Below are 16080 nucleotides of genomic sequence, written 5' to 3'. Positions count from 1 at the left end.
ATGTCTTTGCCGCAATACTGGCGCACCCCGCTCTGCCTTGCTCCCCGCCCTTTACACCCCTGGCTTACCGAACGCGGCTCTCTTACCGCCATGCTGATGGCGCATTTTCCTGAGATCTCGGTCAAAGTGCTGTTTCAAGGCTGGCAAAAAGCGCATCTAGACGAGGCAGATTGCCTAGGCAAAGCCCAAATTGCCTGCCGAGAAGTACTTTTGAAAAGCCAACACACCCCGCTGGTTTACGCCCATAGCATCACCAGCGCCGCTGCTTTACGCAAAGGATTTCATTTATTTGGCCGCACTGGCAGCCGCCCTTTAGGCGCATTACTCTTTGCGGATCCCACCATCTGCCGCTCTCACTTAAGTTGGTGCTGCATCGATCAGCGCCATCCGCTCTGGCAAAAAGCACAAGCCGCGGTCGGCACATTGCCGCAAAAGCTCTGGGCAAGACGCTCGGTATTTTATGCAGGCAGTGACAAGCTGCTGGTGACCGAAGTATTTCTGCCTGCGTTATTCACATAGCACGGAGTGGTAGGCTAGCCAAAACACGGCAGCAGTATGCCTTTAGCGCAAAATACCCCCAAAATGTAAGCAATCACTTTCGCCTTGCGAAAAGACCATAAGCCTTGACGCCAGCGCTTTCCAGCAGCAAAGTAAGCGCACATTTTTTGAAGCTGACTCACCCTATGCTATCCCGACTTCCTGCTTTCGCCCGCCTGATGCGTATCGATAAACCCATCGGCACTTTATTGCTGCTCTGGCCAACATTATGGGGGCTATGGTTTGCCAGCAATGGCCGCCCCGACCCGATGCTGCTCGTTATTTTTTGCCTAGGCACTTTTTTAATGCGCGCCGCTGGCTGCGTGATTAACGATTATTGCGATCGCGATTTTGATGGCCATGTAGAACGTACCCATGCCCGCCCCTTAGTGTCTGGTGAAATCAAACCCAAAGAAGCGCTATTGCTGGCGGGTGCCTTAGCCCTCACCGCATTTTTACTGGTGCTGCCTTTAAACCGGCTGACGCTACTGCTCTCTATACCCGCTGTATTTCTGGCGGGCACTTACCCGCTCACCAAACGTTTTCTGGCACTGCCGCAAGCCTATTTAGGCATCGCCTTTGGCTTTGGCATCCCAATGGCCTTTGCTGCCCAAACCGGCGATGTGCCCGCCTTTGCTTGGGTCTTACTGCTAGCTAATATTTTATGGACCATCGCTTACGATACCGAATATGCCATGGTCGATCGGCCTGACGATTTAAAAATCGGCATTAAAACCTCGGCCATCACCTTTGGCCGCTTCGACGTTGCCGCCATCATGCTCTGCTTTGTGGGCTTTCTCGCCCTGATGGCATGGTTGGGATTAGAGAGCCAGCGCGGCATCATTTATTTTATTTCCCTACTGATTTCAGCAGGACTCGCTCTACAGCAATACAGCCAAATCATGGCCCGCGAACCAGCCGATTGCTTTAAAGCTTTTTTAAGTAATAACCGAATTGGCGCGGTGATATTTATCGGGCTGGTGCTGGATTATTGGCTGTCCAGTTCTATCAGATAGGATTCAGGGCACAAAATGAACACTTCTTTAATCACAGATCACAGCAAGTTATTAGCAAAACTACACTCAACCCTACCCAATTTATTGGCGCTATATTTATTTGCTAGCCAAGCAAGGGGGGATGCCCATACCGCAAGTGATGTTGATTTAGCCGTACTGCTAGCAGGGTCGGCAGATGCGAGCATCCTATGGAATGTGGCGCAAGAATTAGCAATGATGCTGAATAAAGATGTCGATTTAATCGATTTACGCCAAGCATCAACCGTAATGCAGTATCAAATTATTAATGACGGCCACTGCTTATGGGCGGTGGATTCGCAAGCCAAGCTTTACGAGAGCTTTATCCTGAGCGAAAAAACCGCCTTAGATACTGCCCGTGCGGCTTTATTAGTAGATACAACACATACTGTGTATGACGGGTGGGCGGCAACCATTGAGCGTTGCGTCGCACGGGCCCGCGAAGAGTACGACAAAGATCCAGCCAGTTTTTCAACTAACTTCACGAGGCAAGATGCTGCAGTTTTGAATATAAAAAGAGCCTGTGAAGCCGCGCTAGATATGGGCCAGCATTTAATTCGCCGCGAACGCCTTGGCGTACCCCAAAGTGCCCGCGATGTATTCGAACTTCTCGCGCAAGCCCATTGGATCGATCAAAACTTAGCCGATAGCCTCAAAAAAATGGTCGGCTTTCGCAATATCGCCGTCCACGACTACCAAACCTTACAGCTACCCATTACCGTCATGATCATCACCCAGCATTTAGGTGAATTTACGCAGTACAGCCAAGCTTTATTGCTTAAAGATGCGCAAAACTAAGTCGTGACTTATCTATAACATTCTTCACCTCGCTCACAAGGAAATACTCCCTTGAAAACAGCCATCACCTTACTTATGCTCAGCAGTCTGGCGCACAGCAGTTTTGCCGAAACAAAGCCCGTAAACAACTTGCCCGGCCATTATTATTTGCAAGGTGTGCGTGAAGTGGGCTCCGAGCTGTTACTCGGCAAGGATGGTCAATTTCAATGGATGATGAGTTATGGCGCGGTGGATCAATACGCCCAAGGCACTTGGCTAGTGGATAAGGGCAACGTTTTGCTCGCCTCCACCCCTGCCGCAGAAAACCCTAGCTTTCGCTTATTTACCGAAGACGAAATGCGCATCCGTAAGCCCGCAAAAACAGGCACTTGGGTGGCTATCGTTGGCGTGCCACGAGTTGGGCCGACACCCGGTATTGAAGTAAAGTTTGAAAGCAAAACAGGTAAGACGCTCACCGCCATCAGCGATGCGAATGGTGATGCCATCGTTAATATGCCGGATAGCGAGGAATGGATGCGAGCAGGTTTACGTGGCGCAAAAAGCAAAAGTGACTGGCAATGGTTTGCGATTCCCGCAGAGCGCAAAAAAGACCGAATTGCCGCTTTTGCAAATAGCGATGAAAACCAAACCAGACCCGCTGCCTTTGAAAAACTACAACTAAAAATAGAAGAAAAAGGCCTGCGCATCAGCGACCAAGAAGCGATGCCTCGCGGCCTTTATACCAAGCAATAAACCACTTAAGCCTAGAGCTTGTCTGCAAGCTCTAGGGTCTGTTGACACTTCATTCACGGCTGCGTTGGCTGCAGTTTTGGGGCTGAACAAGGCAAAAGACGCGAGGTGGTACGAGTACCATGAGCGTCTTTTAACGCCGTGCAGCCCCAAAAATGCAGCCAACCCTCTGCGTGCGAGGGCTTTTCCTCGCTCAGCAATGGGGCTGAGTCGGAAAATAGCCATTCACTGCGTTATGCTCCTCGGAAATAACCCGTTATTGCCTTCGTCGCATGCCTTGTGCTTGGCCGTTTTCCGGCTCAGCGCAATTGTGAATGAAACGTCAACAGACCTTAGGCTTAATCAACCACGCAACATCTTCTCTGCCCAGAAAATTCCGCTGACCGTTTTGCCATCGGTAATCGAGCCATCCAACACACCTGCAATCAAATCATCGAGGCTCACCGCCACGCATTCTACAAACTCGCCTTCATCAAGCTGAGGCTTGCCCGCTGTTAGATTTTGCGCCAAGTAAAAATGAATTTCTTCGTTGGTGTAGCTAATGATGGGATGGTGAACGCCTAGCTTTTGCCATTCTTGTGCGGTGTAGCCCGTTTCTTCCAAGAGCTCCCGCTTGCCGCAAGCCAGCGCATCTTCACCCGCATCCAGCTTGCCCGCAGGGAACTCCAAATACACGCGGTGCATAGGGTAGCGATATTGCCGCTCCATCAAAAGCTTGCCATCGGGCAACACCGGAATAATCATCACCGCACCAGGGTGGATCACATATTCACGCGTGGCATGGCTACCATCGGGCAAGCGCACGGTGTCACGGTTGATATGCAAGAGCGCACCATCAAACACCCGCTCGCTACTGATTTTTTCTTCGATTAAATGTTGATCTTTTTGCATGGATTCCCAGCGTTTTAATAATTAAAAAATTCTGTAGACACAGAGATAGATAAGTACACAGAGGTCACGGAGAAAAAAGAGGAAAACATCACTGCAATACCCCACCACGCCACAGATTGAACTTTTCATCAATGTTCAAAAGCCGTCATTTTCGAATGTTTTTATCGGTAATCCAGTGGCAGGACTAGACCCACTCCTATCAATTAAAGCAAAAGCATGATTTTTCGTAGGAGTAGCTTTAGCCGCGAAAGCTCCGCTTATAAAAATATTCACAACTAAATCAGTTTTTACAGCACAGATCCTTAAATTGACAGTATTGGTATAGAACCTCGATAGCAGCACTCGAAGATAATCGCTACATAAAAAAATCATACTTAGTTTATATGAAATTAAAATTATTTTTTACTTAAAAAAACACAATCAGCTCCAGATTTAAGCAGTTTCAAACCAAAAAATATAAAATAAATTTTTATATATAACAATTGTTTGTGTGATTTTATCGACAGTTTTAGATGGTCTATTATTTTATTTTGTTATCTTTGTGAATGTTTCCAAAGCTGGCCTCACAAGGATGCAAAAAATGAATGCCGTATTCCCATCTGAATTTGAGCGTACAGCATCAGATCTGGCTGAAATTAAACAACAGTTACTTGAGCTGGGTGCTGACAAAGCGCTTTTAAAAATTTTACCCAAAAATGCCAATGATAAAAATCAGGTTTACTGGGCCAGTAGCTTCAGCTCTCTGTATAACAATTTTGACCTTTCGCTCGCCGAGCGCGGGACAAGTACCAGCCTGACCAAAGACAGCTCACAACCTGGATCCAGAATCCCTGAAGCCGTGTTTAATCATTTTTCATGGGCGAGGCGAGATGGTTCACTGATTAAAGCCCGTAATGTAAAAGCAATTATTTATACCCAATATCCTGAAGCACGTCTTTCCGGTTTTTTGACGATTGAAAACACAATGCCGCAGTCGCTTTCAATTACTTATACGAAAGCCCAGCCAGAAATCAAACGCCTGCTGGTGCTTGGCCGTCTGCCTGGTGGCGCATGCGTGGCACTGATGTATTTTGATTTGTCTGCAAAGCTTATTCGTGAAGTTGAAACGCTACAGAGTCTGGAAGGCTCCAAAATCTGCAAGCTTCTGCAAATTAAGCAGAGCTCGGCCGGAAAATTACTCCGCCAGTTGGGTGGCGTGGTTTCCAGACCAATGAAGGGCTGCCGTCTAGATGCTTTAGGTAATACGCTGCCTTTTACCGGTACGCAGGTATGTGGTTATACGCTGGAGCATGCACTGGGAATTATTCCTAATTCTGGTAAAAACGGTGATTTGTATGGAATCGAGCTAAAAACCCACACTCAGGTAAAAGTGACTCTGTTTACACCAGAACCAGATTTCGGGCTATATGCGGAAAGTTTTAACGATTTCATGCTGAAATTTGGCAATGATAAAGGAAGCAAGGGTGAGTACCGACTGACCGGTATTCACCGGGCAGGTGAACGCTGCAATAGCTCTGGGCTAACACTAAAAGTACGCGAATACCGGGTAGCCCCCAAAAGTAAGCAGTCCAAGCCTGAGTGGGTATGTGATGCTGCCGGTAAAAAGTTGGCTTTCCCCTATAACCCGGCAACATCCCTAACCTCAAAAATGGACGCAGTTGAAGTCGTGCTGGAAGATGATAATGGCTTTATTGCTGCGGGCTGGAGTTTGGAACGGCTGATGAATAACTGGGGAGTAAAACACAATGAGGTGGTGTACATTTCGGCAGAAAAATCGGCGAATACCAACGCAGAAGAAGTCAGTGCAGGATTTGAGTACCAAGTGACTTATGCTCCAAAAGTGATTTGGTGCCAGGAAACATCGGCTGAGCATTTGCTGCGAGCGATCAACAATGGGGTGATTTTTCTGGATCCGGCCCCTAAATATGTACCAGCAGATCCCTCTAAAAATAAACGCAGGGCTCAATGGCGGGTTAATGATGTGACAAAAGCCATTTATACTTTATATGAGCATGTAGAGGTACGCGACCTGTCACAAGGTTAAATTTTTACTGACTAATTTCTGCCACACCGGGCGATGGGCAGAGTTGCTGTTTTGTTAGGCAAGCCAATATCCACCGCGTCACTTCCGCCAGCCCTAGCCCTGACGAGCAGAGGCTGCATTCCCATATGATAAGAACGCGCCTAGCCCAGCGCGATTAATCTTTCAATATTGCACTGATCACGTCTGCGATTGCCGCTGATTTTTTCACCCCAAAATTCAGACCTGGTTTTAGGCAAACGGAAATATTTGCAACTATGACCATGCCAGAAACAACCATGAATAAATATCACGGTATGAAATTTTGACAGTACAAGATCAGGTTTACTGGGAAGGTCAGCCTGATACAGCCGGTAACGGATACCGGCTGTATAGAGGCCTTTACGAATCAGCAGCTCAGGGCGTGTATTGCAGCACCGAATCGCCCGCATATTCTTCGTGCGGGCTTGCAGGCTGTGTACGTCGGTCGTCGATGTCCAGCCGGAGTTGTTCATGTCTTGCCGCAATTGCTGCTGTAATACGAGGTTGCATCAGCCGGGCAATAGCTGAAAATACCGGTACAACAACAGAATTACCAAACTGTTTATAAGCTTGGGTATCTGAAACCGGAATCCGGAATTCTGCGGTTCCGGCAGCGTCATATCCCATCAGCCGGGCGCATTCACGCGGAGTCAGGCGGCGTGGCCGGTATTTAATATTCTGCGGATCATAAAAATCTTTGCTGCGGTCAAAGCCACGATCAAGCAGAATTTCAGAGCCGTCCTTGTAGTAACGCGCAGACAATGTGCGGGTGATGTCGGTTGCTCCGACCAAACCATAACCAAAACCATTGCCTTTGGCTTTATGTTTAATCGAGTAATTGAACAGGTATTCCCACAGTTTTTCTGTGAGGATGTATTTGCTATCAACCTGCGGTTCCAAAATATCACCCAGAACGGGCTTCACTCTTGGGAAAAAACGGCGGATATCCCTCAGGGTAAATCCTTCATGAATACCCAGATCTTTGCGAAAACCTACCAGCGCAATTCGTTCACGGTGTTGGGGTACAAAATGCTGACCATCTACAACTTTTGGATCGGTCGGGCCATCGTAATTTGCATCTGCAACCCAGTAACCCAGCTCATCCAGTGCTTCCATGATGACTCTGAATGTCTTGCCCTTATCATGACTTTTCAAATTCTTGACGTTTTCCAGCAAAAAAGCCGCAGGACGTTTGACCTCCAGTATTTTGGCCACATCAAAAAACAGTGTTCCCTGTGTTTTGCATTCAAATCCGTGTGCCCGGCCCATAGAGTTTTTCTTGGATACGCCGGCAATTGAAAATGGCTGGCAAGGAAACCCCGCCAGCAGCACATCATGATCCGGAATCATCCGGTCAATATTTTGAATCACTTCATCATCCGTAACATCATCTCGATCGCTCAGGGTGACTTTGCGGATATCATCATTGAAGCGGTGCAGCGGGTCTGCATAATGATTGGCTTTGTAGGTTCTGACAGAATAAGCATTCCATTCACTGGTAAATACACAGCGCCCGCCTGCGGTCTCAAACCCTTTGCGAATACCACCGATCCCCGCAAACAGATCAATAAAATCAAAACCGGGCCGCCGATAATGTGCCGGACGCGCTGGCAACAGAGTTTGCAACGCTTCAAATTCATGATGACTCAAGCGGGGGCTGGCCTTGCCGTTAATCCAGCGGTTGATGGTTTCCCGGCTCCAATGCCCCGGAGTAATGTCGTTCAGAAAGCCCGCGACAAATTTTTGGTCATATATTTCTAAAACTTTCTGGAGAAGCTTCAATTCTTCATTGTGTTCGGACATACCGGTAAACCTTCATGCTGGGTTAAATCTATGACGAATTATCACACAATTAACCCAGCGAATCCAGAACGAACGTTCTGCTTTACCAAGATGTTTTTACCGTATATCGGATACAAAAGAAATATCCTACAGCAGAGAAACTTGAATTTTTTACGCTCTAAAAAAATAGCGGTGAACCGGCATTCTTGGATCAACCGCTAAAACTGACATGTTGCATTTACTACAAAGCCATTTTGTGCAATAGCAATTACAACTTAACACTGCTGCTATTCCATATTTTACGTGCGTATTCGCTGATGCTGCGGTCTGATGAAAAGCGGCCCATTCCGGCCACATTCAGCAGGGCTTTTTTATGCCATTCCAATGGCTTTAGATACAGCGCATCCACTTTTCCTTGCACTTTTACATAATCTGCAAAATCTGCCAGTAATTGATAATGGTCGCCCCAATTGACCAATAAATCAAAGATAACTCGATATCGCTCTGGCTCTTCCGGGCTAAAAAAGCCGGAGGCGATTTGATTAAGCACTTCATGCAAGACCGGATCAGCCTCGTAAATCGCACGGGGATCATACGATTCTTGCCGCAGGCGCTGCACATCGTCGCTATTATTGCCAAAAATAAAGATATTATCTGCCCCCACCGCTTGGCCAATTTCTATATTTGCCCCATCCAAAGTACCAATCGTCAATGCACCATTTAATGCAAATTTCATATTTCCTGTGCCCGATGCCTCAGTGCCTGCGGTGGAAATCTGCTCGGATAAATCTGCCGCAGGGATAATGATTTCAGCAAGGCTTACGCTGTAATTAGGAATAAACACCACTTTCAGTTTATCGCCCACTCTAACATCGTGATTAATTTTTGCACCTACATCATTAATCAGGCGAATTAATAATTTGGCCATTTTATAAGCCGATGCCGCTTTTCCCGCAAATACCACCACCCTTGGCACAATGGCAGCATCTGGATTTTTTAGAATAAAGTTATAGCGGGTAATCACATGCAATACATTAAGCAATTGCCGTTTATATTCGTGAATACGCTTTACCTGTACATCAAATAAAGCGTCAGGTGAAATAACGCCACCGAGGTGCATAGCGATATAGCGTACTAAGCGCTCTTTATTGGCCCGCTTAGCCGCCATAAAATCGCCAATAAAACCTGCATCTTCAGCCAAGGGCTTTAGCTCGGCTAATTCATCTAAATTAACCCGCCATGTTCTACCTATTTTTTCGTCGATCAAGGCAGCTAAAGGCCGATTAGCCTGAGCCAGCCAGCGCCTTGGCGTAATGCCATTGGTCACATTGGTAAAGCGCTCTGGATAAATCCGCGCAAAATCAGCAAAGATGGTCGATTTCATTAATTGTGAATGCAGTGCCGAAACACCATTCACTTTATGGCTAGCCACTACGGCAATATAAGCCATGCGAATTTTCCGCTCCCCTGATTCGTCCACCAAAGAAACGCGGCGAATTAACTCAGTATCTCCTGCAAAACGTTGTTTTACCTCGGCAAGAAAGCGCTCATTAATCTCAAAAATAATTTTTAAGTGTCGGGGCAGCCAATGCGCAAACATTTCCACTGGCCAGGTTTCCAGCGCTTCGCTCATTAAAGTATGATTAGTGTATGAGAAAATATTCTGCGTATATCCCCAAGCGACATTCCAATCCAGATGATATTCATCCATTAAAATACGCATTAATTCTGGCACCGCCAATACAGGATGCGTATCGTTTAAATGAATGGCGGTTTTATCGCTAAGTTGATTAAAATCTTCATGGGTAAATAAATAGCGATGCACAATATCTTGCAAAGAAGCAGAAACAAAAAAATACTCCTGCCGCAATCTAAGCTCTTTACCATGCTGGGTAGAATCGTCAGGATATAAAACTCTAGATACATTTTCGCTATGATTTTTTTCTTCTACCGCCGCAAAATAATCGCCTTGATTAAACATATGTAAATTAATACTGCGCGAAGCCCTAGCCGACCAAAGCCTGAGTGTATTGGTAGCCGTTGTTTGATAGCCGGGAATAATATAATCATAAGCCATCGCCAATACATCTTGCGTATCCAGCCAATGCACCGTATTGCCTGTGGTTTCTATTCGCCCGCCAAATTGCACCACATATTGAGTTTCATCACGGGGGAATTCCCATACATTAAGGGCTGAAAGCCAAGTATCCGGTGCTTCAACCTGCTGACCATCAATAATGCGCTGCTTAAACATGCCAAAATCATAGCGTATTCCATAGGCAAACCCCGGCACGCCCATGGTGGCCATTGAGTCTAAAAAACACGCGGCCAATCGGCCCAAGCCGCCATTACCCAACGCCGCATCAGGCTCGTAATCCAGAATCTCATTTAAATCCACACCCATTTCATCGAGTGCGGCTTTAACCGGCTCGAATAATTCCAGCGCCAATAGCGCATTAGATAAAGCACGGCCAATCAAAAACTCCATTGATAAATAATAAACCCGCTTTAAATCCTGAGAATACTGCGCCCGCGTAGTACGCATCCAGCGCTCAACTAATCTATCCCGCACAGCCAAAAAAGTCGCATTCAGCCAGTCTTTAGGCTGAGCCACAATGGGGTCTTTGCCAATAAAAAACACCAGCTTATTGGCAATAGCATGTTTTAAAGCATCGCTATCATTGCCGGGAGAATCATATTCAAAAGAAACCGTCATTGGGTGCTCCTTTAAAAAACGCGTGGAATCGTCGCCCTAAATCATGTGATTTTCTTAGTGTGTGCAAGTGTTTTTCTTGCGCACCGCCCTTGGTGCAGAGCGACTTCGTCGTTTCACACCCTACGAAAAGCCTATCCTTTTAAAATGCAGAATGCCGCACAAAAGCACTTACTGTAATAGTGCCTTCAGCGTTCTTTGTAGCCACATATTTTGTCCTCATTCATCAATCAACCTTTCATACAAAGCCACATACTGCGCTGCCGCGGCGCTCCAGCCAAAGTCGGCTTGCATGGCGCTGCGGCGGGTTATTTTCCAGTCTTTTGGCCGATGCCAAAGGATGAAGGCGCGGCGCAGGGCGCGGGTCAGGGCAGCTACATTAAAATCATCGAAGACAAAGCCGGTGGCGCTGGCGTCTTCTAGGTTTTCTAGGCTGCAATCGATCACGGTGTCGGCAAGGCCGCCGACTCGGCGCACCAGCGGCAGTGCGCCGTATTTTAGGGCGTAGAGCTGGGTGAGGCCGCAGGGCTCAAAACGGCTGGGCACGAATAGCACATCGGCGGCGGCCATGATGCGGTGCGAGCAATCTTCGTCGTAGCCAATTTGCACGGCAATTTGCGCTGGATTGGCTGCGGCAGCGGCTTTAAATGCGTCTTCCAAGGCCGTATCCCCACCACCTAGCAGCACAAACTGCCCGCCACGGTGGGTGATTTCATCCAGCGCGGCCAGCACCAGATGCAGGCCTTTTTGTTCGGTAAGGCGGCTGACTACAGCAAACAGCGGCTGATCGCTGCTTTGATCTAATCCCATGCGCGTTTGCATATCCAGCTTGCACTTGGCCTTGCCCTGCATTTTTTCCACGCTGTAATTGGCGGCGATCAACGGGTCGAGATTCGGGTTCCAGACCTGATCGTCTACCCCGTTCAAAATGCCTGTCAGATCTGCTTTTCTGGTTCTAAGCAGGCCATCAAGGCCGCAGCCTTGCTCGTCATGAGTAATTTCGCTGGCGTAGCGCGGGGAAACGGTGCTGATATGATCGCAAAAATACAGCCCTGCTTTCATAAAAGAAATCTTGCCGTGAAACTCGATGCCTTCCAACGAAAAGAATTCAGGCGGTAATTCTAAACTGGCAAAAGCCGAGGCCGGAAACACCCCCTGATAGGCTAAGTTATGCACGGTAAATACGCTTTTTGCAGGCCGGCCCGCAGCCACTAAATAAGCTGGCACAAGGCCCGCATGCCAATCATGGGCATGCACCAGCTCTGCCCGCCAAAAAGGATCTAGGCCACTGGCAAGCTGTGCCGCTACCCAGCCCAACAGGGCAAAGCGCAGGTGATTATCGCTATAAGGCTGCTGGCCCACGTCCAGATAGGGGCTACCGGGGCGATCAAAGCAATGCGGCGCGTCGATCACATATGCGGCAATGCCACTATCCGTATGGCCAAATAGAATGCTGATCGGCCCCGCCATGCTATTCACGGCGGCGACTTCACCTTCAATTTTTAGCCCCGCCAAAATCGCCGGAAAGCCAGGCAAGAGCACGCGCACATCACACCCCAAATCCCCTAGCGCCAAGGGCAAAGCCCCCGCCACATCAGCCAGCCCACCGGTTTTTAACAACGGAAACAGCTCGGCACAAACATGTAACACACGCATAGATGGCTACCCTTGATGTTAGGTTTTAGCAAACTTCGTCAACACAAAAGCCCCCAAACCCAAATCTTGAACCACAGAGAACACGGAGGACACAGAGTTACACAGAGAAAACCAAATGATTCAAAGATGATATGTCCGCTTTAGGCTTTGGCTAGAAATCAACAAAAACAAGGCAAGCCGTGATCCCCGAGTGTTTTTATCGGAAACTCAGCGAAAATGACGCTATTTCAAAAATAGGACGTATCAGGTTTTCTCCGTGAGACTCCGTGTTCTCTGTGCCCTCCGTGGTTCAAGATTTGGGTTTCACTACAACTTCGCCAGCATTTCTCTTGTCACCAGCACCACGCCGCCTTCTGAGCAATAAAAGCGGCGCTCGTCGGCGCTGCGGTCTTCGCCAATGACGGTGCCTTCAGGAATTTGGCAGCCTCGGTCTATCACGCAGCGGCGCAGGCGGCTGGAGCGCCCTACCGTAACCGAGGGCAAGATCACCGCCGAATCGATGGTGCAAAAAGAATGCAAACGCACTTTAGAAAACAGCACCGAGTTATTGACCAAAGAGCCAGAAACAATGCAGCCGCCAGAGACGAGGGAATTGAGTGTCATGCCGTGGCTGCCATTGATATCCTGCACAAATTTTGCAGGGGAAAGCTGCTCTTGGTGGGTCCAGATCGGCCAATTTTTATCGTAAATATCCAGCTCAGGCAGCACCGAGGCGAGGTCTAAATTGGCCTCCCAATAAGCATCTACCGTGCCCACATCCCGCCAATAGGGTGGCGAATTGGGATCACTAGAAACGCAAGATGCACTAAATGGATGAGCCAGGGCTCGGCCCTCCGCCACAATGCGCGGAATAATATCTTTGCCAAAATCGTGGGAAGATTCTTCATCGGCTAAGTCTTCGGCCAGCATGCGATTAATATAATCAGCATTAAAAACATACACGCCCATCGATGCCAAAGCCTTATCGCTTTTATTAGGCATGGCAGGCGGATCGGTGGGTTTTTCAATAAAAGCAGTGATTTTTCGCTGTTCATCCACGGCCATCACGCCAAAGGCGGAGGCTTCAACCCGATCGACTTCGATGCAGGCAATGGTGCAGGCGGCGTTGTTTTCGACGTGATCGAGCAGCATGCGGGAGTAATCCATTTTATAAATATGGTCCCCCGCCAGAATCACCACATATTGCGCTTTATAGCTGCGGATAATATCCAGATTCTGAAATACCGCATCGGCCGTGCCGCGATACCAGTGTTCTTCGTCCACTCTTTGCTGAGCAGGCAAAAGATCAATAAATTCATTCATTTCATTGCGCAAAAAAGACCAGCCGCGCTGCAAATGCCTGAGCAGGCTATGCGATTTATATTGGGTAATCACGCCAATACGGCGAATGCCCGAATTAAGGCAATTAGACAGGGCAAAATCAATAATTCGGTATTTGCCACCAAAATGCACCGCAGGCTTGGCGCGGTGATTGGTTAAGTCTTTTAATCGAGAGCCACGGCCACCAGCCAGCACCAGCGCCACGGCCTGATTAGGGAGCTGGCGAGCCAGAACCAGCTTATCAATTGCTTCCATCTCACCACTCCCATCTGCCTGCTTATATGAATATTAAGCAAGCTTGAGAGTAATTTCTTAGAAAGATTTTTAATCAGGCGAATCAACATGCCCGTGGGCACCAAAGTGCCCACGGTTTTACACCCAATACTGATGTGTTTTACGCTGGTTTTATTTTAGATTTAAGACCGTGGATTCAAAATACTTAAGGCCACCGCTTCGGCAATTTTAATACCGTCCACACCGGCAGATAAAATTCCGCCTGCGTAGCCTGCACCTTCACCGGCAGGGAATAAGCCCTTGGTGTTGATGCTTTCTAGCGTGTCGTTATCGCGCTTGATGCGCACGGGTGACGAGGTGCGGGTTTCTACGCCGGTAAACAGCGCATCGGCCATACCAAAGCCTTTGATTTGCTTATCAAACGCTGGCATTGCTTCACGAATAGCGGTAATGGCGTATTCAGGCAGGCAATCGGCTAAGTCAGTTAAATGCACGCCCGGTGTATAGGAAGGCACCACCACGCCAAACTCGGTGGATGGCTTGCCCACAAGGAAATCGCCCAGTTTTTGGGCAGGGGCTTGATACGTGCTACCGCCCACTTCAAAAGCCTTACTTTCCCACTTACGCTGTAGCTCAATCCCCGCCAGCGGATGGCCGGGGAAATCTTCCTCTGGTGTAATCCCCACCACAATCGCCGCATTGGCATTGCGCTCATTACGCGAATACTGACTCATGCCATTGGTGACCACACGGCCCGGCTCGGATGCCGCAGCGACTACCGTGCCACCGGGGCACATACAGAAGCTATATACCGAGCGGCCATTGCTGGCGTGGTGCACCAATTTATAATCTGCCGCGCCCAAAATCGGATGACCCGCACTTGGGCCGAAACGTGCTGTATCGATTAAGGCTTGCGGGTGCTCTACTCGGAAACCCAGCGAAAACGGCTTGGCCTCCATATACACGCCCTGCTCAAATAATTTGTAAAACGTATCGCGCGCGCTATGGCCAATTGCCAGCACCACGTGCTTGGAATGAATTTTTTCACCATTGGCCAGCTCTACACCTTCAACTTGGCCGTTCTTCAAAATCAGCTGCTCTACCTTGCTAGAAAAGCGCACTTCGCCGCCCAGCTCAATAATATTGGCACGCATGCTTTCAACCATGCTGACTAGGCGAAACGTACCGATATGGGGCTTGCTGACGTACATAATCTCGTCTGGTGCGCCCGCTTTTACAAATTCTTGTAAAACTTTATAGCCTAAATGCTTAGGGTCTTTAATCTGGCTGTAAAGCTTGCCGTCAGAAAACGTACCCGCACCGCCTTCACCGTATTGCACATTTGATTCAGGGTTTAGCTCGCCCTTACGCCATAGGCCCCAAGTATCTTTAGTGCGCTCACGCACCGCCTTGCCGCGCTCGAGGATAATCGGCTTAAAGCCCATTTGCGCCAGCAATAGCCCCGCAAACAAGCCACAGGGGCCCGTGCCAATCACCACAGGGCGATCAGTTAGCCCTTCCGGCGCGTGGCCTACGTATTGGTATTCAATATCTGGCGAGATCATGATGTGGCGATCTGCACTCAAGCGCTTGAGCACCGCCGCTTCATTTTTGACTTCTGCATCGAGGGAGTAGATCAGCAGAATGGCCGCCCGCTTACGCGCATCGTAGCTGCGCTTAAAGAGGGTGAAGCTGATCAGATCAGCTTCAGGAATCGCCAAACGCTTGAGCAGTGCTTGCTTTAGCTCGTCTTCCGAATGATCAAGCGGCAGTTTTACTTCATTTATTCTTAACATTCTGTCTTTCCGAAATTCAAGGTGCGCATGAGATGACTTTGTTTGATTATTTTAGACAAAACAGCGTATGAAATAAGCAAACAAAGTCACGCCACGCGGATTCAACCCGCTATTTTGCCGGTTTTCTGCGCATCGTGCAGAACTATGGCAGCGCAAATAAACCCGTCAGCAAATCTGCCAACCCAAAAAAGTTAAATCTTTTAAAAACACAGGCTTAAAGACCTTGGTTTTACGTAGCTCTCTTGCTTGGTAAAAAATGCGTTTCTACAAAATAAGACGGGTAAAACACACCAAATAATAGGTAAGAAAAACGACGGGGTTCACCACCCTACAAAGGCTATTTTCCTTAACAAAACGGCTCAAGTTGATACCTATAGAGGCACGTTTATCTTTTCCAACGCTGCAAGCTAGGGTGTGGACGAGTGCGCATAAAAACGGCCCCCTCACTTCTGTAGCTTGAGAAATACTATTTCTTTGGGTCCGCCTTCTTGCATGGAAAATTAAGAAACTCGTAATTAAAAACTAGAG

12 protein-coding genes are annotated in these 16080 nt (G+C 48.2%); 5 read left to right on the top strand and 7 right to left on the bottom strand.

Annotated elements, in window-relative coordinates; all coding sequences use genetic code 11:
- From ACFQNF_RS18605 to ACFQNF_RS18590, 4 genes are all read left to right on the top strand, one after another.
- Entirely contained in the window at nt 1–519 is a 519-nt protein-coding gene (locus ACFQNF_RS18605; protein WP_380189524.1) for a chorismate--pyruvate lyase family protein, read from the top strand.
- A gap of 164 nt (nt 520–683) precedes the next feature.
- The gene (ubiA, locus tag ACFQNF_RS18600; RefSeq protein WP_380190001.1) at nt 684–1553 is read left to right on the top strand and encodes a 4-hydroxybenzoate octaprenyltransferase; all 870 of its coding nucleotides are present in this window, start codon (nt 684–686) and stop codon (nt 1551–1553) included.
- A 15-nt stretch (nt 1554–1568) separates the two neighbouring features.
- Nucleotides 1569–2369: a type VII toxin-antitoxin system HepT family RNase toxin gene (gene hepT, locus ACFQNF_RS18595; protein ID WP_380189522.1), complete on the top strand. Its 801-nt coding sequence runs from the start codon at nt 1569–1571 to the stop codon at nt 2367–2369.
- Nucleotides 2370–2420: 51 nt separating this feature from the next.
- Nucleotides 2421–3101, top strand: coding sequence for a hypothetical protein (locus ACFQNF_RS18590; RefSeq protein WP_380189520.1), 681 nt, complete (start codon nt 2421–2423; stop codon nt 3099–3101).
- A gap of 339 nt (nt 3102–3440) precedes the next feature.
- On the opposite strand, the gene ACFQNF_RS18585 is transcribed toward ACFQNF_RS18590, so the two are convergent.
- Nucleotides 3441–3989: an NUDIX domain-containing protein gene (locus ACFQNF_RS18585; protein WP_046351156.1), complete on the bottom strand. Its 549-nt coding sequence runs from the start codon at nt 3987–3989 to the stop codon at nt 3441–3443.
- A 490-nt stretch (nt 3990–4479) separates the two neighbouring features.
- Here ACFQNF_RS18585 and ACFQNF_RS18580 point away from each other — a divergent pair, with 490 nt between their 5' ends.
- The gene (locus ACFQNF_RS18580; protein ID WP_380189518.1) at nt 4480–6033 is read left to right on the top strand and encodes an MvaI/BcnI family restriction endonuclease; all 1554 of its coding nucleotides are present in this window, start codon (nt 4480–4482) and stop codon (nt 6031–6033) included.
- 140 nt (nt 6034–6173) lie between these two features.
- Here the strand turns inward: ACFQNF_RS18580 and ACFQNF_RS18575 are convergent, their stop codons facing one another.
- The 6 genes from ACFQNF_RS18575 to ACFQNF_RS18550 all read right to left on the bottom strand — a co-directional run bounded on the left by ACFQNF_RS18575 (nt 6174) and on the right by ACFQNF_RS18550 (nt 15552).
- Nucleotides 6174–6461, bottom strand: coding sequence for a very short patch repair endonuclease (locus ACFQNF_RS18575; protein ID WP_380189515.1), 288 nt, complete (start codon nt 6459–6461; stop codon nt 6174–6176).
- Nucleotides 6427–7854, bottom strand: a complete 1428-nt coding sequence (dcm, locus tag ACFQNF_RS18570; protein WP_380189513.1) for a DNA (cytosine-5-)-methyltransferase — start codon at nt 7852–7854, stop codon at nt 6427–6429. Before dcm ends, ACFQNF_RS18575 begins: the two co-directional genes overlap by 35 nt.
- A gap of 247 nt (nt 7855–8101) precedes the next feature.
- Complete coding sequence (locus ACFQNF_RS18565; RefSeq protein ID WP_380189511.1) at nt 8102–10549, bottom strand: glycogen/starch/alpha-glucan phosphorylase; 2448 nt, start codon at nt 10547–10549, stop codon at nt 8102–8104.
- A gap of 216 nt (nt 10550–10765) precedes the next feature.
- Entirely contained in the window at nt 10766–12202 is a 1437-nt protein-coding gene (gene glgA / locus ACFQNF_RS18560; protein WP_380189509.1) for a glycogen synthase GlgA, read from the bottom strand.
- A 306-nt stretch (nt 12203–12508) separates the two neighbouring features.
- On the bottom strand, nt 12509–13777 hold the full coding sequence (glgC, locus tag ACFQNF_RS18555; protein WP_380189507.1) for a glucose-1-phosphate adenylyltransferase: 1269 nt from the start codon (nt 13775–13777) through the stop codon (nt 12509–12511).
- 161 nt (nt 13778–13938) lie between these two features.
- Entirely contained in the window at nt 13939–15552 is a 1614-nt protein-coding gene (locus tag ACFQNF_RS18550; protein WP_380189504.1) for an NAD(P)/FAD-dependent oxidoreductase, read from the bottom strand.
- Between the last annotated feature and the right edge of the window lie 528 nt (nt 15553–16080).

This window comes from Iodobacter arcticus (genome assembly GCF_042664895.1).
Classification (GTDB): domain Bacteria; phylum Pseudomonadota; class Gammaproteobacteria; order Burkholderiales; family Chitinibacteraceae; genus Iodobacter; species Iodobacter arcticus.
The sequence above is the reverse complement of the archived record's forward strand: the minus strand, read 5'-3'. Positions and strand labels throughout refer to the sequence as shown.

Excerpts from the sequence above, each read along its gene's own strand:
- ACFQNF_RS18605 (WP_380189524.1), top strand. The coding sequence starts at position 1 with ATGTCTTTGCCGCAATACTGGCGCACCCCGCTCTGCCTTGCTCCCCGC.
- ubiA (WP_380190001.1), top strand. The coding sequence starts at position 684 with ATGCTATCCCGACTTCCTGCTTTCGCCCGCCTGATGCGTATCGATAAA.
- hepT (WP_380189522.1), top strand. The coding sequence starts at position 1,569 with ATGAACACTTCTTTAATCACAGATCACAGCAAGTTATTAGCAAAACTA.
- ACFQNF_RS18585 (WP_046351156.1), bottom strand. The coding sequence starts at position 3,989 with ATGCAAAAAGATCAACATTTAATCGAAGAAAAAATCAGTAGCGAGCGG.
- ACFQNF_RS18575 (WP_380189515.1), bottom strand. The coding sequence starts at position 6,461 with ATGCGGGCGATTCGGTGCTGCAATACACGCCCTGAGCTGCTGATTCGT.
- dcm (WP_380189513.1), bottom strand. The coding sequence starts at position 7,854 with ATGTCCGAACACAATGAAGAATTGAAGCTTCTCCAGAAAGTTTTAGAA.
- ACFQNF_RS18565 (WP_380189511.1), bottom strand. The coding sequence starts at position 10,549 with ATGACGGTTTCTTTTGAATATGATTCTCCCGGCAATGATAGCGATGCT.
- glgA (WP_380189509.1), bottom strand. The coding sequence starts at position 12,202 with ATGCGTGTGTTACATGTTTGTGCCGAGCTGTTTCCGTTGTTAAAAACC.
- glgC (WP_380189507.1), bottom strand. The coding sequence starts at position 13,777 with ATGGAAGCAATTGATAAGCTGGTTCTGGCTCGCCAGCTCCCTAATCAG.
- ACFQNF_RS18550 (WP_380189504.1), bottom strand. The coding sequence starts at position 15,552 with ATGTTAAGAATAAATGAAGTAAAACTGCCGCTTGATCATTCGGAAGAC.